We start from the raw sequence: 17,770 nt of genomic DNA, 5'->3' as shown, positions 1-17,770 counted from the left end.
CATCTTTATCTACCCCATAACCTAAACTTTGACTTACAGCTTGTGATTTATGGGTTACTAAATTTAAATTTTTAGTATTTTCTGAGTTTGAATTTGTATTTTCATTTAAATTTTTAAAAGCTACATATTGGTTATTAAGATAAGAATTTACACTATTTATCATTTTATGCACCCTTAAAGTATTTCTATTTATATCGACAAATTAAAAATTAAAACTTTATAGATTAAAAATAAAAATTTTAAAAATGTAATAAATTTATACAAAATGAAAATATATTTAATAAAAAAAGTTAAATTTTTTAAAATAAAAACGATTATTTTCTTAATAAATTTAAATTTTTTTAAGGAAAAAATGCTAAGTTCTGTTAATTTAGGCTATCAAAGCTATAATATAAATATTAAAAATTCCACTTCGCAAAATACAAGCTTAAATTCACAAAATGCTAGAAATTCAAATTTAGTAACCCATAAATCACAAGCTGTAAGTGAGAGTTTAGGCTATGGTGTGATAAGGATGAATATTTTACAAGTTATTTTAACGAGGTTGCAGAGATTGCTAGTGATTATAAAATTTATGCAAAGGGGACAGAAAATTTAGCTGATTATATTACTAATTCTGATTTTACATTTTTTACTAGCTTAGATATGGCAAAAAGTGTAGGTAATGCTTATAAGGTATTTTCACAGCTTATTAATGAATCACAATTAAATTTTTAGTATAAATAACATTGTTTTAGGTTTTGAATATGATAAAAAAAGCTTAGAAGTTATAAATATTTATTAACACTTAAACAAAATCAAAAAAACTTAAACATACTTTCACTTATTTTAAAGTCCAATTTTAATTTAAATAAAGGCATAGACATAAAAATTTAAGCACTTGTGTAAAATTTATATTATGCAAAAATTAAATATTAAAATTTTGTTTTAAATTTGTTTAATATTATTTATTTTATGCTAAGATTAGCCTTAAATTAATAAAAGGGCTTTTATAATGAGAGATAATTTGCTTAAAAAGACTTGCAAGGAGTTAAATATCACACAAAGCGAACTTGCTAAACTTCTTGGCTATCATTTTACAAGCTTTTCAAAATGGAGTAATAAAATTCTAAAAAATGCAGAAATTACCCTAAATTTACTTATAGAAAATCATCGTTTAAAAAAGCAAATAGCAGAATTTAAAAACGCTTTAAGGGTGCTTAGAGACTTAGAAAACTCATAATTACATTATCTCAAATCTAGCTAGTAAAAATAAGGCTTTGTTACAGTTTTCTTTGTTAATCTCATCTATATTTTTTGCTTCTGTAAATTTTATAATAACTGATTCGCCAATTTTTGCTACACTTTTTTTAAAGCTTATGTATTGATTTCTTTCGTTTTGTTTCATATCTAGCAAGGAACCTATTTTATTGTTTTTATAGCTATCTTGATTATTTAAAATTTCTTCTGTTTGATTGTAAATTTTATTTAATTTTTCAAGTAATTCATTTTCATTAATCTTTTTTAAGCACCATTTAGCCTTTTCAAAGGCCTCTTTTTTATCAGTATAATTTTTAATCTCTTTATCTACACTTTCATCACTACAAGCCATTATAAACAAAGCAAAACAAAGACTTATAAGAATTTTTCGCATACTTTCCCTTTAAAGTTTTATAAGTAATTATATTTGCTTTTTTTTAAATTTGCTTAAATTTGTTAGTTTTTTTTTAATATTTAGATTCTTTTGATAAAACGGCGACAAAAATATACTTTGAAAGGATAAAAATGAGAAAAAATCTCCTATTAGCTAGTGCTTTAGCATTATTTTTTAGTAGGTTGTGGTAGCGATATACCTGGTCAGCCAAGTGGTACGGTTAGAGTTGTTGAAAGTACTTATCAAGGTAGTAGTTCTTTAGGTTCTATCATTCCTTATAATGAAGACTATCAAATTTATGGCATTAAAAGGGAATTTTATCCAAATGGGTCTTTAAAATCAGAACTTAGCTACAAAACAGGAAGACCTGATGGAATAAGTAGGGAATTTTATGAAAATGGACATGTTTACGAAGAAAGTCGTTATAAAAATGGCTTAGAAACAGAAAAATTTGTAACATTTTACCCAGTTGATAGTATTCAAATTGAAGGTGAAAAACTTAATGGAAATTTTGTAGGCTCCTTCAAAGAATACTACGAAAATAAACAGCTTGAAAACGAAGCAAATTTTAATAAAAATGGTAAAAAAAGAAGGTAAATTGAAAAAATACCTTGACAATGGTCAGTTGGTTATGGATGGGGCTTATAAAAATGACAAGCAAGATGGTTTATGGGTAATGTATTATGATAATGGTAAAAAGCATTCAGAAATTCATTTTAAAGAAGATAAGAAAAATGGCTTATTTAAGTATTATGATATAGAGAAGAAAGGTTGGTTAGCGAGGGTTCTTATTTAAACGATAACCCTGATGGTTTAATTAATGCCTATGTAAATGGGGTTAAACGCAGAGAATTCCAAAGACGTGGCGATAGAAATGTAGGTATTGCTAAGGTTTATGATGAATTTGGGAATTTAAATTTAGAACTAGATTATGATAATGTTACAAATAATTTTGTTAATTATAAAAAATTTAGCCCAGAGGGTAATATTACAAGTCAAGGTAGAGTATCTGTATTAGGTTATCTAAGAGATGATATTAACTCAATCACACCAAAGGATAGACAATTTTTACCAAATCAAAGATCAAATCGTCGTTAAATTTTTAATCTCAAATTTTAATCTCAAATTTAATTGGGGTTAAAAAAATTGGGGTTAAAAAACTTAAAAATTTTTAAAAACTCATTTAAATTTAAGCCAACATTAGCTAAAATCCAAAATTTATTACATTTTAAAGAAAGGAATTAATGTGCCAACCATAAATCAATTGGTTAGAAAAGAGCGTAAAAAGGTGCTAGAAAAGTCTAAATCACCAGCGCTTAAGAATTGTCCGCAAAGAAGAGGGGTTTGTACTAGGGTTTATACAACAACACCTAAAAAACCAAACTCAGCTTTGAGAAAAGTTGCCAAAGTAAGGCTTACAAGTGGTTTTGAAGTAATTAGTTATATTGGGGGCGAAGGCCATAATCTACAAGAACACAGCATTGTTTTAGTGCGTGGGGGTAGGGTTAAGGACTTACCTGGTGTTAAATATCACATAGTTCGTGGGGCATTAGATACTGCAGGTGTTGCAAAAAGAACTGTTTCTCGTTCAAAATATGGTGCAAAAAGACCTAAAGCTGGTGCGTCTAAATAGAGTTTAAGACAGGCAAATCCTAGATTTGATTTTGTTTGAGTAAAATATAAATTTTTAAGCTTAAGGCTTTTAAAATTGATTTAATTTGAAGGAAAAATTATGAGAAGAAGAAAGGCTCCTGTAAGGGAGATTTTACCCGATGCGATTTATGGCAGTAAGGTTATCACAAAATTCATCAATTCTTTAATGTACGATGGCAAAAAAAGCACTGCTACTACTATTATGTATAGTGCTTTAAAGGCCATTGAGAAAAAAAATCAAGAAAAAAAGGGTATTGAAATTTTTAATGAGGCCATTGAAAATATCAAACCTATTTTAGAGGTTAAATCTCGCCGTGTGGGTGGTGCTACTTATCAAGTACCTGTTGAAGTAAGACCTGCTAGACAACAAGCACTGGCTATTCGCTGGATTATTTCTTTTGCTAGAAAAAGAAGTGAAAGAACTATGATAGAAAAGCTTGCTGGTGAGTTATTAGATGCTGCAAATTCAAAGGGTGCTTCTTTTAAAAAGAAAGAAGATACCTATAAGATGGCAGAAGCAAATAAAGCATTTGCACACTATCGTTGGTAAGGAGAGAATATGTCAAGAAGTACTCCCTTAAAAAAGGTTAGAAATATAGGAATCGCCGCTCACATTGATGCAGGTAAAACTACTACTAGTGAAAGAATTTTATTTTTTACAGGAATGAGCCATAAGATAGGCGAGGTACATGATGGTGCTGCTACTATGGACTGGATGGAACAAGAAAAAGAAAGAGGCATCACAATAACCTCCGCTGCTACTACTTGTTTTTGGAATGGTTTTCAAATAAACTTAATTGATACTCCAGGACACGTTGATTTTACTATAGAAGTTGAAAGGTCAATGCGTGTGCTGGATGGGGCAGTAGCTGTTTTTTGTTCAGTAGGTGGGGTTCAACCTCAAAGTGAAACCGTTTGGAGACAAGCAAATAAATATGGTGTTCCTAGGATTATTTTTGTTAATAAAATGGACAGAATAGGGGCAAATTTCTACAATGTAGAAAAGCAAGTTAAAGAAAGATTAAAGGCTAATCCTGTTCCTATTCAAATTCCTATAGGGGCAGAAGATGATTTTAAAGGCGTTGTAGATTTAGTTAAAATGAAAGCTTTGGTTTGGGAAGATGATACTAAGCCAACTGATTATGTAGAACATGAAATTCCTGCTGAACTTAAAGAGAAGGCAGAAGAATATCGTACAAAGATGATTGAAGCCATTAGTGAAACAAGTGATGAGTTAATGGAAAAATATCTAGGTGGAGAAGAGTTAAGCGATGAAGAAATCGTAACTGGGATCAAAGCCGGTTGTTTAAGTCTTTCAATGGTGCCTATGCTTTGTGGTACTGCTTTTAAAAACAAAGGTGTTCAACCCTTGCTTGATGCTGTCGTTTCTTATTTACCTGCACCTGATGAAGTTGCAAATATTAAGGGCGAGTATGAAGATGGCACTGAAACTTCTGTAAATTCAAGCGATGATGGCGAATTTGCTGGACTTGCCTTTAAGATTATGACTGATCCTTTTGTAGGACAACTTACCTTTGTACGTGTTTATCGTGGAAGTTTAGAGAGTGGTTCTTATGCTTATAATTCTACTAAGGATAAAAAAGAAAGAATCGGTCGTTTATTAAAAATGCATTCTAATAAAAGAGAAGAGATAAAGGTTCTTTATGCTGGTGAAATCGGTGCTGTGGTAGGACTTAAAGAAACATTAACAGGGGATACACTTTCAAGCGAAAAAGATAAGGTTATACTTGAAAGAATGGATTTTCCAGACCCTGTTATTAGTGTAGCTGTTGAACCAAAGACTAAGGCTGATCAAGAAAAAATGTCTATAGCCCTTGGAAAACTTGCACAAGAAGACCCTAGCTTTAGAGTGAATACTGATGAAGAAAGTGGGCAGACTATTATCTCTGGTATGGGTGAGCTACACCTTGAAATTATTGTAGATAGAATGCTTAGAGAATTCAAAGTAGAAGCAGAGGTTGGACAACCTCAAGTTGCTTATAGAGAAACTATAAGAAAGGCTGTTGAACAAGAATACAAATACGCTAAGCAATCAGGAGGTCGTGGTCAATATGGACATGTATTTTTACGACTTGAACCACTTGAACCAGGTAGTGGCTATGAATTTGTAAATGATATCAAGGGTGGCGTAATTCCTAAGGAATATATCCCTGCTGTTGATAAGGGCATACAAGAAGCCTTACAAAGTGGGGTTTTGGCAGGTTATCCTGTCGAGGATGTAAAAGTAACTGTTTATGATGGAAGTTATCATGAGGTGGATTCTTCTGAAATGGCGTTTAAATTAGCTGCTTCAATGGGCTTTAAAGAAGGTGCTAGAAAGGCTAAGGCTGTTATACTTGAACCTATGATGAAAGTCGAAGTTGAAACTCCGGAAGAATACATGGGCGATGTAATCGGTGATTTAAATAAAAGACGTGGACAAGTAAATTCAATGGATGAAAGAGGTGGTAATAAAATAATAACAGCCTTTTGTCCTTTGGCTGAAATGTTTGGTTATTCTACTGATTTGCGTTCTCAAACTCAGGGTAGGGCTACCTATTCTATGGAATTTGACCATTATGATGAAGTACCAAAGAATGTTTCAGAAGAAATTATCAAAAAACGCAATGGCTAAACGCCTTTAAGCCTTAAATTTATTTAAGGCTTATGTCCTCGTAGCTCAGCAGGATAGAGCGCAAAATTCCTAATTTTGAGGCCACAAGTTCGAATCTTGTCGGGGACACCACTAAGGATTATCTTATGCCTTAGAAACAAAACTAAAACCAAATAAATTTTATTCTATCTTAGGTATAGAGATAAGCTTGCCAGAAGAAGTAGGTATATAGCAATCAAGGAAATTTTGAAATAAGAATAAAAAATATAAATTTAAGTAAAACAACAAAACAAAGCAATAATATTATAATAAAAAATTTCTTTATATTTGTTTGTGTTGAAGAAAGCAAACAAAACTATATAGCAAAATTACAAGATAATTATCTTTAAAATAAATTTAGACAAAAATATACAAAAAAATAAATATGGACAATTAGTTTTACAAGATACTAAAATATATTTTTATCCTTTATTCCCTTTAAAGATAATTATGAGGCAAATAACTTAATAGCTCAAAAATTACAAATTACTACTAGGGATATAAAAAAAGGTTACATTGAAGTTGATTTTAGAGTTTTTATTATATTTTTAAGTGAGAATAAAATGTTTAGGGAATAGGAAAGAGATAAGGAAAAGAAAGAGAAAAATAAAAATATACAATTTACCTTGCAAATGTTAAGACAAGTATTTAATGGGGTAAGTGATGAAGAAATAGATAAGATTAAAATTTTACAAGAAATGGTTGATGAGTTAAATAGAATTCATGATTATGGACAAGCTATGTATATTCACATTATAAGCTTGATACTAGAAATAGAATAAAACATTTTTTGCACAAGCAATGATAGAATGTGGAAATACTTTAGAACTTAAAGAAGATTTGCGTTACACTAGAGAATCTAATAAATATGGATATATAAAAAATATTCAAATGGCTAATAAGATTCAAATTGCCAATATTAAATATAATGGTAGATATGGCAATATTAAAAATAGTAATAATGGTTGGAATTTTAGAGATAGGGGTTTAATACAACTTACAGGTAGGTATAATTACCAAGATTTTACAATAAAAGCTAGAGAATTAATGTGGATAGACAATACAATAAATTTTGAAAAAAATCCAAATTTAATTTGTGAAAATGGAAAATATGCCATTATGAGTGCAGTATATTTTTGGGTAAATAAAAAATGTTTTGAAAAAGCAAAAAATACGAATAATGAAAGTATAGATGCTATAACAAATATTATTAATAAACATACTGATAGTTATAAAATAAGGCAAGAACAATACCAAAGGATAAAAAATGCCAATATTTTTAAAAATTTTATTTAGTTGTATATTTTTCATTACTTATCCAAACTTAGATATAAGTTATTATGCAATCTTAAATGAAAAATACTATCTTGTGGTAGTAGACAACTATATTAATGATGATTTTGGAAACAGAGGTTTATCTTATAATTGCATAAAAATCTTTAAAGATATAACACTAACTCAACAATTTTGTTTTAATGTAAATGCTATAATTAAAATAGTAGATAAAATGCCATTTTTTACCATAGAAACATTACAACAAAACAGAATAGGTGAAACTACAAACACTTATTTAACCTTTCAACTTATTAATGATAAATTTTATTTATACCAATATAGTAAAAAAGAGTGGCATATGTATAAGGATAAAGAAGCTATAGATAATATTTTTATTTATTATAGGCAACCTAGGGATTTACAAAATAAAAAGCTTATTCTTTTAGATAATGTCAATGATGAATTGTTGCAAAATCTAGAAGAAAGTAAGTGAAAAATAAAATAAAGGTATTTTTCTTTATAATATATTTTAGTTTCTTTTTTATGGCATTGTATGAAATAAAAATTTTTCATGCTTTATATGATTACATTAAGATATAAAAGAAGTACAAAGAAAGTTTAACTTATATAAGGAATAAAATTGATTATAATGCAGGTCTTATAGTGATTGATTCTTTTATTGTGTATATTTTGTCTTATATTTTTTATTTTAAAGGCTGATATTTGTTTTTATTTTTGTATTTAAATTAAAATTTTTTTGCTCTTGTTTTATAATGTTTTTATGATTTACTTTTTATTTCTACATTTTTATACGCATTTATATTTTTTCCAGTTATAAAGAAAGAAATGTATTTTGCAGATGATAGTTTTATTATAATTTTTGAAATGACTAGATTATTGTTTTCTATTTTTTTATTATGCTTAGCCTATAAATTTGAAAATTTAACAATTGCTATTCTTATTTTTTACAATATGCAATTTATTATCACCTTTTAATTTATTAGAAAGATTTTTCTTTGGTATATGATATAATGAACTATGAAATATTTTATATTAATTGTATTGTGTGTATTTGGTTTTGCAAGAGATGATACTCTTATGCATAAAAACATAGAATTTTATTAAAATAAAAATATAGATTTTACACAAGAAATAAATAATATTTTAGAAAAGTATTGTATAAAAGATAGTGGATGGATAGAAACTTATAATAATATTGAAGTTTTATATTTACATGCTTTGAATTATGATTGCAATTTTCAAACAAATTTGTTAAGTATTATTACACAATATATAAAAAGTATATACACTGATATAGATACAATTACAGCTTTTGAACCTATCAATAAAGATTATACGAGTATTTAGATGGATTTTTATATTAAAAGGCATTTAAATTTTCATAAAAATATAAGTTATAGTATACAATTTTATATAACTCATGATTCATTGTGGAAAAATAGTGATGGAGAAAATGGATTTTTAACAACTTATATTAGAGAAAATTCTGCCTTTTAGGCATAAATCAATATTCTATAATAAAAAATTTATTTTCAAATGTAAAAGAACAATTAAATAAAAAATCATTTATTATTATTCCTATAACAATTCGTTTTAAAAATTTATTAGCAATTAATACTTTAAAAGATTTTAAAATGTTTTGTTCTTACAAGATATCAAAAAACCAAATAAAGAAGATGAAAAAAAGATTTTATTGCATATATCAAAAATATCTTAATAATTCTTCTTTACCTTACTGTGAGTAAGATAATAAATTTATAAAAAAAGATAAAATTGAAAATATAGTTAAAAAATATTGCAATAATTCAGAATTTAAAAAAGCCCTAAAAAAGGGCTTTGCCTTAGGCTAGAAATTCAATATAAGCCATCTGGGCTGCATCGCCACGACGCAATCTAGTTTTGATAATCCTAGTATAACCACCATTTCTTTCTTTGTAATTTGGTGCGATTTCACTGACTAGTTTATTAGTAGCATTTTTATCTTGCAAATGTGCAAAAACAGCCCTATGTGCGTTAAAATCGCCCACTCTAGCCCTAGTTATAAGTCTTTCTACATAACCTCTAAGCTCTTTAGCTTTTGGCAGAGTTGTTTCAATCTTACCACTATTTACAAGGGCTATCGTTAAATTTTTAAACAAAGCACCTCGGTGAGCTGATGTTCTGCCAAGTTTTCTATATCCGTGTTTATGTCTCATTTTTTATCCTTCATTTTGTGCTTTTAATTCGACGATTTTTTTCTTTAAAATTTCCCTACTATCGCCAAGTTTAGAAGTACCTACAGGAAAACCTATGCTTTCCATAATGCTTTTAATTTCATCTAAAGATTTTTTACCTAAATTTTTAAGTCCTGCTAAATCATGCGTACTCATTAAGGCTAACTCACCTATATAAGTGATTCCAGCCTTTTCAAGGCAGTTAAAACTTCTGGCACTTAAATTTAAGTCAGTGATATTTTGTAAAAGCTTGGTATTTTCTAACTCATTATTTGTAGCTTGATTTTTAATCACACTTCTTACATTTGTAATCTTATCAAAAACAGAAAGCTGTCTATACATAGCTTCTAAGGCATTTTGAAAGGCTTCATTTGGCGTAATTTGTCCATCAGTAGTTATGGTTAAAATAACCTTTTCATAATCAGGATTATCTTCAAACAATACCTTTTCAATATCATAAGTTACTTCTCTAATAGGAGTAAAAAAGGCATCAAGTGCGATAAATTTGGCATCACTTAACTTTTCTTTTATCTCCTCGCTTGGAACATAACCTATACCCTTTTCTATGATTAAAGTAAAATTTAACTCAGCATCCTCGTTAATAGTGGCTAAATATGCATCCTCGTTAACTACTTCAACCTTATCATTGCTTAAATCTTTGCCATGAATTTCTTTTGGTCCCTTAAAGCTAAATTCAACTATTTCTTTCTCGCTCTCGCCCTTTACTTTAAAGCGAAATTTTTTAAGATTAATAATAAAAAGTGCTACATCTTCAAGCATACCACGCATACTATCAAATTCATGGCTAACGCCTTCAATATAAACAGCAGTAGGTGCAAAGCCAACAGTACTAGCATATAATAAACGGCGCAAAGGGTGGGCTAGGGTGATTGCATAACCTATCTCAAAAGGCCAAGCACTTATCTTAGCCTCATTTTCGCCGGTATTTTCAATAGTAAATTCAGTCGGAGTATAAGCATTTGTTGTAATATGTCTCATAGTTCGCCCTTATTATTTTGAATAAAGCTCAACAATAAATCTTTCCTCAACAGGAATGACAACTTCTTCTCTTTCTGGATTTCTAGTAAAAATTCCAAATCTTTTCTCTTTTTCAACATCAACCCAAGCAACAATACCTGTTTGTGCAGTAAGTTCTATAGCCCTGGTAATTTGTGGATTATTTTTACTTTTTTCTATGATCTCAATCTTAGAACCAGCCTCCACCCTGTAGCTAGGGATATCTACTCTTTTTCCATTTACTAAAACATGCCCATGTGTTACAAGTTGTCTTGCAAAACGGCGAGTAGTAGCAAAGCCCATCCTATAAACTACATTATCAAGTCTTTGTTCTAAAAGTTGAACAAGTAAAACTCCTGTATTGCCTTCTCTACGAGCAGCCTCAGCAAAAAGTCTTCTAAATTGTTTTTCGCTAATGCCATACATAAATTTAGCCTTTTGCTTTTCTCTTAATTGAAGTCCATATTCGCTTATCTTGCCTTTTTTAGCCCCGTGTTGTCCAGGTGCATAAGGTCTTTTATCTAGTGCACTTTTTCCAGCTAATCTTCTTTCGCCCTTTAAGGCTAAGCTTACACCAAAGCGTCTTTCTAATTTTTCTACTGGTCCTCTATATCTTGCCATAATATTCTCCTTTTAAATCTTAGACACGACGACGTTTAGGTGGTCTACAACCATTATGAGAAAGTGGGGTAATATCTTTTAAAAATGTTACCTTAATACCTTCCATAGCACCTACACTTTTTACAGCAGTTTCTCTACCACTTCCTGGACCTTGAACCTTAATGCCTACTTCTTTGATTCCATGTTCTTTAGCCTTATTTAAGGCATCTTCAACAGCTTGTTGTGCAGCATAAGGGGTTGATTTTTTAGAACCCTTAAAGCCTAAGCCTCCAGCACTACTCCAAGCTATAGCATTTCCCATTTCATCAGTAACTGTTACCATAGTATTATTAAAAGTTGCACTAATATAAACAATGCCCTTGGCTATATTTTTTTTGACAACTTTTTTCTTAACGATTTTTCTTTTTGCCATTTTAAGTCCTTATGATTTTGCACCAACGGTTTTTCTTTTACCCTTGCGAGTTCTAGCGTTTGTCTTTGTTTTTTGACCACGTACAGGTAAGCCTTTTCTATGTCTTAAACCCCTATAACTTCCTAAATCCATTAAGGCTTTAATATCCATAGCAACTTGTTTTCTTAAATCACCTTCCACCATGTAATGTTCTTGAATTTCTTTACGAATAGCAGCGGCCTCGTCCTCGCTAAGCTCACTAACTCTTTTATCATAAGAAATTCCTGTCTTATCAAGAATCTTTCTTGAAGTAAAAAGTCCTATACCAAAAATATAGGTAAGTCCATACTCAATTCTCTTTTTCTTTGGTAAATCCACACCTGCAATACGAGCCATATTTATCCTTGTCTTTGTTTATGTTTTGGATTTTCGCAAATAATGCGAACTACGCCTTTTCGGCGAACTATTTTACACTTGTCGCACATCTTTTTAACCGATGCTCTAACTTTCATGCCCTTCTCCTAGAATAAAATTCCACTTAAATTTGCGACTACATATAGGTTTGTGAATAACCAACTATTTTTAAAACAAGCGGTAAATTTTAAAAATACTTCTTTTTTGGATATTTTTGTCGCAAAAAAGGTTAATTGTATCTAAATTTAGCTTTTAAAAAACTTATATTACTTGTATCTAAAAGTAATACGACCCTTATCTAAACTATAAGGCGTAAGTTCGACCTTGACCCTGTCCCCTGGCATTATTTTAATATAATGCATACGCATTTTACCAGCTATATGACAATGTATAATATGCTTATTATCAAGTTCTACTTTAAAATTTGCATTTGGTAAGGCTTCTATAACATTACCATCAATCTCTATGACATCATCTTTTGCCAACTTTTTCCTCCTTTTTTTAAAATTTAAACAAGGCTGTATTTTATCAAAAATTTGATTAAAAATTTTACTTTTTTAAAAAAATATTAAAATTTACTCTGTTAAAATTTGATAATAGATATTATTTATTGGAGCATAAATGTCTTTTATAACCGAGCTTTTAAAACAAAATAAACTTAAATTTAGCCTTTTTTTATTTTTCTCATTTTTTACTAGTTTACTTGGGGTTTTAACCCTTGCCTTTATAAATGAATATCTTTTAAAAAATGCAGGCAATACGCCCATTATTTATTTTATTCTTATCTTAGTAGTATTTTTTTTAAGCTCCTCCTTTGTCGAATTAAGCCTTAGTATTTTTGGACAAAATTTTATCTATAAAATGCAAAGGCGTATAGTTAAACAAATTTTAGATACTTCCTTAGTACAAGTTAACAAAACAGGCAAGGCAAAGCTTTTGGCCTCTTTGAGTGCTGATGTTAGGAGTATATCTTTTGGCCTATTAAGATTGCCAGAATTCTTACAATCTAGCATTTTAATTTTTTGTATTTGCTTTTATCTTTTTTATTTATCAGCTCAAATTTTTATACTTTGTTTTGTGTGGATAGCAGTACTTTTTTTAGTGAATAATTTTTTAATGATGAGAGTATATTTGTATTTTAGAAAATTAAGAGAAAATGATGATAGCTTGCAAAAGGATTATCAAAATATACTCGATGGGCATAAAGAATTAGCCATTAATGTTTTTCGTGCAAAATATTATTATGAAAATGAATTTGATGAAAATGCAAAGAAAAAGCGAAAAAATGGCATTATAGGTAATGTTTTAAATAATATCTCTAACAATTTTAGCAATGTAACTCTTTTAGCATTGGTAGGAGTGCAGTTTTATTGTGCCTTGAAATTTAATCTAACTAGCCTAGAAAATGCTACTACAATAGCCCTTTCTATACTTTTTTTAAGAACTCCTTTAATCTCAATGATAGGTTCTTTTCCTACTCTTATACTGGCAAAAATTGCCCTTGATAAGATAGCAAAACTTGAACTTAGCGAGTATAAAAGCGAATTTAATCTTTTAAAAGATAAATTCACATGGCATAAAATTAGCTTTAAAAATACAAGCTTTTCTTATGATAAATTTCATTTAAGCCCTGTAAATTTAGAACTTCACAAGGGCGAATTAGTATTTTTAATAGGTAAAAATGGTAGTGGAAAGTCTACCTTTTGTATGCTTTTAACCGGGCTTTTTAAGCCAAAAGAAGGTCAAATTTACCTTGATGAAGAACTAATAAATGATGAAAATATTTATAAGTATCGCTCCTTGATATCAGTAGTATTTAGCGACTTTCACCTCTTTACTCAAACCTTAACAGATGATGAATTTGCAGATAATGAAAAGATAGATTTTTGGCTAAATTTCTTAGAACTTGAACAAAAAACCCAGGTGCAAAATGGAGAACTTAGTATTACTAAGCTTTCAAGTGGACAAAAAAAACGTTTAGCTATGTTTATAGCCTTGCTTGAAGAAAGGGATATTTTAGTACTTGATGAATGGGCAGCGGACCAAGACCCTGTTTTTCGTCGCTTTTTTTATAAAAAACTTTTACCACTTTTAAAAGAAAAAGGGAAAACCATTTTTGCTATAACTCACGATGATGCGTATTTTGATAGTGCAGATAGAATTTTGCTAGCACAAAATGGGGTTATAAGTGAGCTAAAGGGTGAAAATATTAAAGAATTAGCCTCAAATTTAATAGCAAGTTTTGAATAATTTGCTAAACTTTCAAAAAAGGATAAAAAATGATAAATGTAAAGCTTATAGAACATATTTTCAAGGCTGCTTCAATTAGTCGCTGGAATGATTACCCTAGAATGCTAAATTTAGTGGAACTTGACAAACAAGCCCATAAATTTATAATAGCTTATTTTATAGCCAAAATGGAAAAAGATGTAAATATGCGTTTTATAATTGAAGGTGGAATTTTTGAGTTTTTAAGCAGGGTAAATATCACTGATTTAAGGCCTGATGTTTATCATCAAATTATGATACAAAAAAAAGAACAAATCAATCAATTAGTTTTAACAAAAATGCAAGAAATGGCACTTGAAAATATTGAAGATGGTGCTTTTTTAAAACGTTTTGAAAATTATTTGCATGAAAAAGATAAGCAAGATTTTTCTAAGGAAAGATTGATTTTAAAGGCTGCTTCTTATTTTTCTACGCGTTGGGAATTTAATATAATCTATCAAACCTCTTCTTTTTTAAATGATATTGATGAGATAAAGGCCAAGGTAGAAGAAGAGTTAGAAGATTATTATGAATTAATAGGGGCTAGAAAGATAGCCTTAAATCAAAAAATTGCTAAAATCATAGATTTAAGTGGCAGGCTTCGTTTTCAAAAAAGATGGGCTCAAACGCCTAGAATCCCAGAAACCACGGTGCTAGGTCATATGCTTGTAGTTGCAATGCTTGGTTATTTTTACTCTTTAAAGGTAAAGGCTTGTGATAAAAGACTTGAAAATAATTTTTATTGTGCCTTGTTTCATGATTTACCAGAAAGTTTGACAAGAGATATTATAAGCCCTGTAAAATATGGCGTTGAGGGTCTTGATGAAATAATAAGCGAATATGAAATGAAGTTAATAAATGATAGAATTTTACCCTTTATACCACATGATTTAAAAAAAGAATTTTCCTATATTTTAGGCATTAGAGACAATAAAAAGAATGAATTTGAAAATCGCACCTTTAAAGATAATATTGCAGCAGTTTGTAGTGGAGAATTAAGCGATTTTAATAGCGATGAGTACGGGGCAATTGATGGCAAGGCCTTAAAATGTTGCGATAGATTAGCAGCTTTGATTGAAGCCGGTCTTTCCATAAGCTATGGCATAAAATCAAAAGAATTATTAAGTGGCTTTGAAAGCAGTTATAAGCATTTTGAAACAAATAAAACCTTAAATGCTGTAAATTTCTTTGAACTTTGTAAGAATCTTAGGGAGTATTTTGATATTAAATAACACAAAAAATTTTGTGTTATTTAAGAAAAGACTAATGAAAACGAAAAGCCATTACAGCACTTTTACAATTATCAGCATTTGGATATTTAAAATCTTCTCTAATTTTTAAATCAATGTCAAAACTTATTTTTTCATAAAAATCACGATTTTCTCGTATATTTTTGAGTTTAATTCTTTTAATTTTGTATATGTTTCATTTGTATACAAACTTGATTCTTTTAAACACTACTCTATTTTCTTTTCTCTTTCCTTTGTATTTTTTCTATAATAATTAGCAGTTTTTAACTCTTTATCTATGTAATCTCCACAACCCACAAAAGCAACACAAACTAAAATGCCTAAACCCAAAACGCCAATTTTTCTCATTTTTTATCCTTTTTTTAAAAAATTTCGGCGATTATACATTTTTTTTGATATTGCTTAAAATAAGGATAATTTTATAGTTAAAGCAAGATTAAAAATCTTGCTTTTTAGTGATTAAGAAAGTTGATTTTTAATCTGGCTAACCCAAGCATCAATTCTTGATTCTGTTAAATCTTCTTGATTGTCGTTATCCAACGCAAGGCCCACAAAGCTACCATCAACGACAGCCTCACTGCTTTCAAAATCATAGCCTTCCACTGAAACAGCTCCGACCAATTGAGCACCTGCATTTTTTAAATTCGTAGCTAATTTTCCCATTCCACCACAATATGTATCAGAATAACCTTGACTATCGCCCATTCCAAATACAGCTACCTTTTTGCCAGAAAGACTTAAAGAACCAAAATCAAAGGCATCCCAATCATCTTGTAAATCACCGCTTCCCCAAGTAGAAGTTCCACAAATCAAGCTATCATAAGAATTTAGCTTATCAGCATTTACACTGGCTATATTTAGCACATCGCTAACCCCTAATTTTTCGGCAATTAAATTTGCAGCACCTTCTGTATTTCCCATAGCACTTCCATAAACAACTGCTATTGACATTACAATCTCCTTATAAGTTTATTTGATATTGAATACGGAACTAATTTTAACATAATTTTGTTTAAATCGCATAAATCATGTTTGATTTGTATAAAATGTGTGAAGTTTTCACTCCTTGGGCAAACAATATAAAGTTTACAAAAGGAATTTTTAGTTATCAAACTTAATGCTTTTTGAATTTCGTTATCTATATCTAGTTTATTGGTATCAATTTTTTTATCAAAAATTAACAAGGCAAATTCTTTGTTTATAATAAGCAAATTATCCTTTAAAATAAAGTTTAAATTTGGATTTTGCCTTGAAATTTTATCATAAACATAGTGCGTAAAAAGTTCACTATTTTTAAAACAAGCCCCATAAAAATAAAGCTTAAAAAGCTTTTTTAAAGAGCTTTCGTTACTTTTAGTAGCATTAAAAAAATAAGGCTTCTTAGTTTTAAAATTTTTTACAAAAAGGCTAGCTTGAAGACAAATTTTATCAATCTTAGCAAAATTAACATTGCTTAAATCATATAAAAAAAGTTTAAAAATTTCTTTTAAATTTCTAGCCTTTTTTGCATAAGATAAGGGAATTTTCAAATCATCATCTACATTTGCATTGTATTGATATAAGAAAATTTCATTTATCTTTGTCCTATTATAATTTGCATAAATTTCTGGTATAAATTCATCTTTCTTATCAAAGCCAAAAAACATTTTAATCCTTAGGACAAGAAAATTCTTTATCTAAATTAAAAATTTTGCAATACTCACAAAACACGCAACTAACACTTCTTTTAGCACACACAAGAGGAATTTTGCGTTTTTTTGCCTCAGTTTTTATCTTTTTCATAGTGTTATGATTTAAAAAACTAGTAAGCATTACTATACATTCAGTATCATTTGGGATTGGTTTTCTATTAACGCGATTTTCGTTCCTAGCGTCCCAATGTTCAATCTTTTTTGCACCCAAATCTGTCAAAACTGCTTTAATAGGCGTAATCTCATCTGCCCCAATAACTAAAACTGACATAATAACTCCTTTTAAGTTGATAATTGTTATTATAATATACCAAAGCTAAAAATATTTTGAAATTTATTATCAAAAATTATTTTTTAATCAAATTTAACTATAATTCCTTAAAATTCATAAAAAAGGATTAAAAATGCCCTTTGTAAATATAAGAATTACAAAAGAAAATGGCACTCCAACGACTGCCCAAAAAGAAGCCTTAATAGAAGGAGTGACCGAACTTTTAGCAAAAGTACTTAATAAAAACAAGGCAAGTACCATTGTAATAATCGATGAAATAGATACTGATAATTACGGCCTTGGTGGAGAAAGTATAACTAAACTTAGAAAAAAATGATAAAAATTATTATGGAAATTTCAAACTATACATTAAATATAGTTTGAAATTTATCGTATATT

Annotated in this window: 26 protein-coding genes and 1 tRNA gene; 15 read left to right on the top strand and 12 right to left on the bottom strand. The window is 29.2% G+C overall.

From position 1 onward, the window contains the following. Nucleotides 1-352 precede the first annotated feature (352 nt). The gene (locus FMM58_RS01590) at nt 353-598 is read left to right on the top strand and encodes a hypothetical protein (RefSeq protein WP_150179531.1); all 246 of its coding nucleotides are present in this window, start codon (nt 353-355) and stop codon (nt 596-598) included. 396 nt (nt 599-994) lie between these two features. Further along, complete coding sequence (locus tag FMM58_RS01580; protein WP_150180320.1) at nt 995-1,222, top strand: helix-turn-helix transcriptional regulator; 228 nt, start codon at nt 995-997, stop codon at nt 1,220-1,222. Here FMM58_RS01580 and FMM58_RS01575 read toward each other — a convergent pair whose 3' ends face one another. Continuing rightward, nucleotides 1,223-1,633, bottom strand: a complete 411-nt coding sequence (locus FMM58_RS01575) for a hypothetical protein (protein WP_150141699.1) — start codon at nt 1,631-1,633, stop codon at nt 1,223-1,225. A gap of 195 nt (nt 1,634-1,828) precedes the next feature. On the opposite strand from FMM58_RS01575, the gene FMM58_RS09300 reads away from it, so the two are divergent. The 10 genes from FMM58_RS09300 (at nt 1,829) to FMM58_RS01525 (ending at nt 7,707) form a co-directional block, all read left to right on the top strand. After that, nucleotides 1,829-2,230, top strand: coding sequence for a toxin-antitoxin system YwqK family antitoxin (locus FMM58_RS09300; protein WP_411675281.1), 402 nt, complete (start codon nt 1,829-1,831; stop codon nt 2,228-2,230). Nucleotide 2,231: 1 nt separating this feature from the next. Then, nucleotides 2,232-2,429, top strand: coding sequence for a hypothetical protein (locus tag FMM58_RS01560; RefSeq protein ID WP_190317920.1), 198 nt, complete (start codon nt 2,232-2,234; stop codon nt 2,427-2,429). Next, nucleotides 2,405-2,731: a hypothetical protein gene (locus FMM58_RS01555; protein ID WP_150141696.1), complete on the top strand. Its 327-nt coding sequence runs from the start codon at nt 2,405-2,407 to the stop codon at nt 2,729-2,731. The genes FMM58_RS01560 and FMM58_RS01555 overlap by 25 nt, the downstream gene beginning before the upstream one ends. Nucleotides 2,732-2,879: 148 nt before the next feature. Next, nucleotides 2,880-3,266: a 30S ribosomal protein S12 gene (rpsL, locus tag FMM58_RS01550; protein WP_150141695.1), complete on the top strand. Its 387-nt coding sequence runs from the start codon at nt 2,880-2,882 to the stop codon at nt 3,264-3,266. Between the two features lie 99 nt (nt 3,267-3,365). Further along, nucleotides 3,366-3,836, top strand: coding sequence for a 30S ribosomal protein S7 (gene rpsG / locus FMM58_RS01545; RefSeq protein ID WP_150180319.1), 471 nt, complete (start codon nt 3,366-3,368; stop codon nt 3,834-3,836). 9 nt (nt 3,837-3,845) lie between these two features. Continuing rightward, complete coding sequence (gene fusA, locus FMM58_RS01540) at nt 3,846-5,921, top strand: elongation factor G (protein WP_150180318.1); 2,076 nt, start codon at nt 3,846-3,848, stop codon at nt 5,919-5,921. Between the two features lie 34 nt (nt 5,922-5,955). Further along, nucleotides 5,956-6,032: transfer RNA gene (locus FMM58_RS01535), tRNA-Arg, on the top strand. 539 nt (nt 6,033-6,571) lie between these two features. Beyond that, nucleotides 6,572-6,721: a hypothetical protein gene (locus FMM58_RS08600; protein ID WP_190317919.1), complete on the top strand. Its 150-nt coding sequence runs from the start codon at nt 6,572-6,574 to the stop codon at nt 6,719-6,721. A 19-nt stretch (nt 6,722-6,740) separates the two neighbouring features. Further along, nucleotides 6,741-7,235, top strand: coding sequence for a hypothetical protein (locus FMM58_RS01530; protein WP_150139900.1), 495 nt, complete (start codon nt 6,741-6,743; stop codon nt 7,233-7,235). Continuing rightward, nucleotides 7,207-7,707, top strand: a complete 501-nt coding sequence (locus FMM58_RS01525) for a hypothetical protein (protein ID WP_150139901.1) — start codon at nt 7,207-7,209, stop codon at nt 7,705-7,707. The genes FMM58_RS01530 and FMM58_RS01525 overlap by 29 nt, the downstream gene beginning before the upstream one ends. Before the next feature lie 1,369 nt (nt 7,708-9,076). Here FMM58_RS01525 and rplQ read toward each other — a convergent pair. The 7 genes from rplQ to infA form a co-directional block, all read right to left on the bottom strand. Further along, nucleotides 9,077-9,430 (bottom strand): 50S ribosomal protein L17, encoded by a 354-nt coding sequence (rplQ, locus tag FMM58_RS01520; RefSeq protein ID WP_150139902.1) that lies wholly within the window; start codon nt 9,428-9,430, stop codon nt 9,077-9,079. A 3-nt stretch (nt 9,431-9,433) separates the two neighbouring features. Continuing rightward, nucleotides 9,434-10,447 carry a DNA-directed RNA polymerase subunit alpha gene (locus tag FMM58_RS01515; protein ID WP_150139903.1) on the bottom strand — a complete coding sequence of 338 codons (1,014 nt, stop codon included), beginning with the start codon at nt 10,445-10,447 and terminating at the stop codon, nt 9,434-9,436. 12 nt (nt 10,448-10,459) lie between these two features. Beyond that, complete coding sequence (gene rpsD, locus FMM58_RS01510) at nt 10,460-11,086, bottom strand: 30S ribosomal protein S4 (RefSeq protein WP_150139904.1); 627 nt, start codon at nt 11,084-11,086, stop codon at nt 10,460-10,462. Between the two features lie 19 nt (nt 11,087-11,105). After that, nucleotides 11,106-11,498, bottom strand: coding sequence for a 30S ribosomal protein S11 (gene rpsK, locus FMM58_RS01505; RefSeq protein ID WP_150139905.1), 393 nt, complete (start codon nt 11,496-11,498; stop codon nt 11,106-11,108). A gap of 9 nt (nt 11,499-11,507) precedes the next feature. Further along, on the bottom strand, nt 11,508-11,873 hold the full coding sequence (gene rpsM, locus FMM58_RS01500; RefSeq protein WP_150139906.1) for a 30S ribosomal protein S13: 366 nt from the start codon (nt 11,871-11,873) through the stop codon (nt 11,508-11,510). Nucleotides 11,874-11,875: 2 nt separating this feature from the next. Beyond that, complete coding sequence (gene rpmJ, locus FMM58_RS01495; RefSeq protein ID WP_150139907.1) at nt 11,876-11,989, bottom strand: 50S ribosomal protein L36; 114 nt, start codon at nt 11,987-11,989, stop codon at nt 11,876-11,878. A gap of 168 nt (nt 11,990-12,157) precedes the next feature. Then, nucleotides 12,158-12,376 (bottom strand): translation initiation factor IF-1, encoded by a 219-nt coding sequence (gene infA, locus FMM58_RS01490; protein WP_150139908.1) that lies wholly within the window; start codon nt 12,374-12,376, stop codon nt 12,158-12,160. 136 nt (nt 12,377-12,512) lie between these two features. Here infA and FMM58_RS01485 point away from each other — a divergent pair, with 136 nt between their 5' ends. Both FMM58_RS01485 and FMM58_RS01480 read left to right on the top strand, forming a co-directional pair. Next, nucleotides 12,513-14,141 carry a multidrug ABC transporter permease/ATP-binding protein gene (locus FMM58_RS01485; protein ID WP_150139909.1) on the top strand — a complete coding sequence of 543 codons (1,629 nt, stop codon included), beginning with the start codon at nt 12,513-12,515 and terminating at the stop codon, nt 14,139-14,141. 29 nt (nt 14,142-14,170) lie between these two features. After that, nucleotides 14,171-15,391 (top strand): HD domain-containing protein, encoded by a 1,221-nt coding sequence (locus tag FMM58_RS01480; protein WP_150139910.1) that lies wholly within the window; start codon nt 14,171-14,173, stop codon nt 15,389-15,391. Between the two features lie 225 nt (nt 15,392-15,616). On the opposite strand, the gene FMM58_RS08595 is transcribed toward FMM58_RS01480, so the two are convergent. The 4 genes from FMM58_RS08595 to FMM58_RS01465 all read right to left on the bottom strand — a co-directional run bounded on the left by FMM58_RS08595 (nt 15,617) and on the right by FMM58_RS01465 (nt 17,371). Then, nucleotides 15,617-15,757 (bottom strand): hypothetical protein, encoded by a 141-nt coding sequence (locus FMM58_RS08595; RefSeq protein ID WP_190317918.1) that lies wholly within the window; start codon nt 15,755-15,757, stop codon nt 15,617-15,619. A gap of 111 nt (nt 15,758-15,868) precedes the next feature. Beyond that, nucleotides 15,869-16,360 carry a flavodoxin FldA gene (fldA, locus tag FMM58_RS01475; RefSeq protein ID WP_150139911.1) on the bottom strand — a complete coding sequence of 164 codons (492 nt, stop codon included), beginning with the start codon at nt 16,358-16,360 and terminating at the stop codon, nt 15,869-15,871. After that, on the bottom strand, nt 16,360-17,055 hold the full coding sequence (locus FMM58_RS01470) for a hypothetical protein (RefSeq protein ID WP_150139912.1): 696 nt from the start codon (nt 17,053-17,055) through the stop codon (nt 16,360-16,362). Before FMM58_RS01470 ends, fldA begins: the two co-directional genes overlap by 1 nt. Nucleotide 17,056: 1 nt before the next feature. Further along, nucleotides 17,057-17,371: a DUF2325 domain-containing protein gene (locus tag FMM58_RS01465; RefSeq protein WP_150139913.1), complete on the bottom strand. Its 315-nt coding sequence runs from the start codon at nt 17,369-17,371 to the stop codon at nt 17,057-17,059. A 133-nt stretch (nt 17,372-17,504) separates the two neighbouring features. Here FMM58_RS01465 and FMM58_RS01460 point away from each other — a divergent pair, with 133 nt between their 5' ends. Continuing rightward, the gene (locus FMM58_RS01460) at nt 17,505-17,708 is read left to right on the top strand and encodes a 2-hydroxymuconate tautomerase family protein (protein ID WP_150139914.1); all 204 of its coding nucleotides are present in this window, start codon (nt 17,505-17,507) and stop codon (nt 17,706-17,708) included. Nucleotides 17,709-17,770: the final 62 nt, after the last annotated feature.

Source organism: Campylobacter sp. LR291e, assembly GCF_008633915.1.
GTDB lineage: Bacteria > Campylobacterota > Campylobacteria > Campylobacterales > Campylobacteraceae > Campylobacter_D.
Note: the sequence above shows the minus strand (reverse complement) of the source record. Positions and strands in the feature narration are given on the sequence as shown.

What these genes read in the sequence shown, in the direction of transcription:
- FMM58_RS01590 (WP_150179531.1), top strand. Translation starts at nt 353, where the DNA reads ATGCTAAGTTCTGTTAATTTAGGCTATCAAAGCTATAATATAAATATT.
- FMM58_RS01580 (WP_150180320.1), top strand. Translation starts at nt 995, where the DNA reads ATGAGAGATAATTTGCTTAAAAAGACTTGCAAGGAGTTAAATATCACA.
- FMM58_RS01575 (WP_150141699.1), bottom strand. Translation starts at nt 1,633, where the DNA reads ATGCGAAAAATTCTTATAAGTCTTTGTTTTGCTTTGTTTATAATGGCT.
- rpsG (WP_150180319.1), top strand. Translation starts at nt 3,366, where the DNA reads ATGAGAAGAAGAAAGGCTCCTGTAAGGGAGATTTTACCCGATGCGATT.
- fusA (WP_150180318.1), top strand. Translation starts at nt 3,846, where the DNA reads ATGTCAAGAAGTACTCCCTTAAAAAAGGTTAGAAATATAGGAATCGCC.
- FMM58_RS08600 (WP_190317919.1), top strand. Translation starts at nt 6,572, where the DNA reads ATGTTAAGACAAGTATTTAATGGGGTAAGTGATGAAGAAATAGATAAG.
- FMM58_RS01530 (WP_150139900.1), top strand. Translation starts at nt 6,741, where the DNA reads ATGATAGAATGTGGAAATACTTTAGAACTTAAAGAAGATTTGCGTTAC.
- FMM58_RS01525 (WP_150139901.1), top strand. Translation starts at nt 7,207, where the DNA reads ATGCCAATATTTTTAAAAATTTTATTTAGTTGTATATTTTTCATTACT.
- rplQ (WP_150139902.1), bottom strand. Translation starts at nt 9,430, where the DNA reads ATGAGACATAAACACGGATATAGAAAACTTGGCAGAACATCAGCTCAC.
- FMM58_RS01515 (WP_150139903.1), bottom strand. Translation starts at nt 10,447, where the DNA reads ATGAGACATATTACAACAAATGCTTATACTCCGACTGAATTTACTATT.
- rpsD (WP_150139904.1), bottom strand. Translation starts at nt 11,086, where the DNA reads ATGGCAAGATATAGAGGACCAGTAGAAAAATTAGAAAGACGCTTTGGT.
- rpsK (WP_150139905.1), bottom strand. Translation starts at nt 11,498, where the DNA reads ATGGCAAAAAGAAAAATCGTTAAGAAAAAAGTTGTCAAAAAAAATATA.
- rpsM (WP_150139906.1), bottom strand. Translation starts at nt 11,873, where the DNA reads ATGGCTCGTATTGCAGGTGTGGATTTACCAAAGAAAAAGAGAATTGAG.
- rpmJ (WP_150139907.1), bottom strand. Translation starts at nt 11,989, where the DNA reads ATGAAAGTTAGAGCATCGGTTAAAAAGATGTGCGACAAGTGTAAAATA.
- FMM58_RS01485 (WP_150139909.1), top strand. Translation starts at nt 12,513, where the DNA reads ATGTCTTTTATAACCGAGCTTTTAAAACAAAATAAACTTAAATTTAGC.
- FMM58_RS01480 (WP_150139910.1), top strand. Translation starts at nt 14,171, where the DNA reads ATGATAAATGTAAAGCTTATAGAACATATTTTCAAGGCTGCTTCAATT.
- FMM58_RS08595 (WP_190317918.1), bottom strand. Translation starts at nt 15,757, where the DNA reads ATGAGAAAAATTGGCGTTTTGGGTTTAGGCATTTTAGTTTGTGTTGCT.
- fldA (WP_150139911.1), bottom strand. Translation starts at nt 16,360, where the DNA reads ATGTCAATAGCAGTTGTTTATGGAAGTGCTATGGGAAATACAGAAGGT.
- FMM58_RS01470 (WP_150139912.1), bottom strand. Translation starts at nt 17,055, where the DNA reads ATGTTTTTTGGCTTTGATAAGAAAGATGAATTTATACCAGAAATTTAT.
- FMM58_RS01465 (WP_150139913.1), bottom strand. Translation starts at nt 17,371, where the DNA reads ATGTCAGTTTTAGTTATTGGGGCAGATGAGATTACGCCTATTAAAGCA.
- FMM58_RS01460 (WP_150139914.1), top strand. Translation starts at nt 17,505, where the DNA reads ATGCCCTTTGTAAATATAAGAATTACAAAAGAAAATGGCACTCCAACG.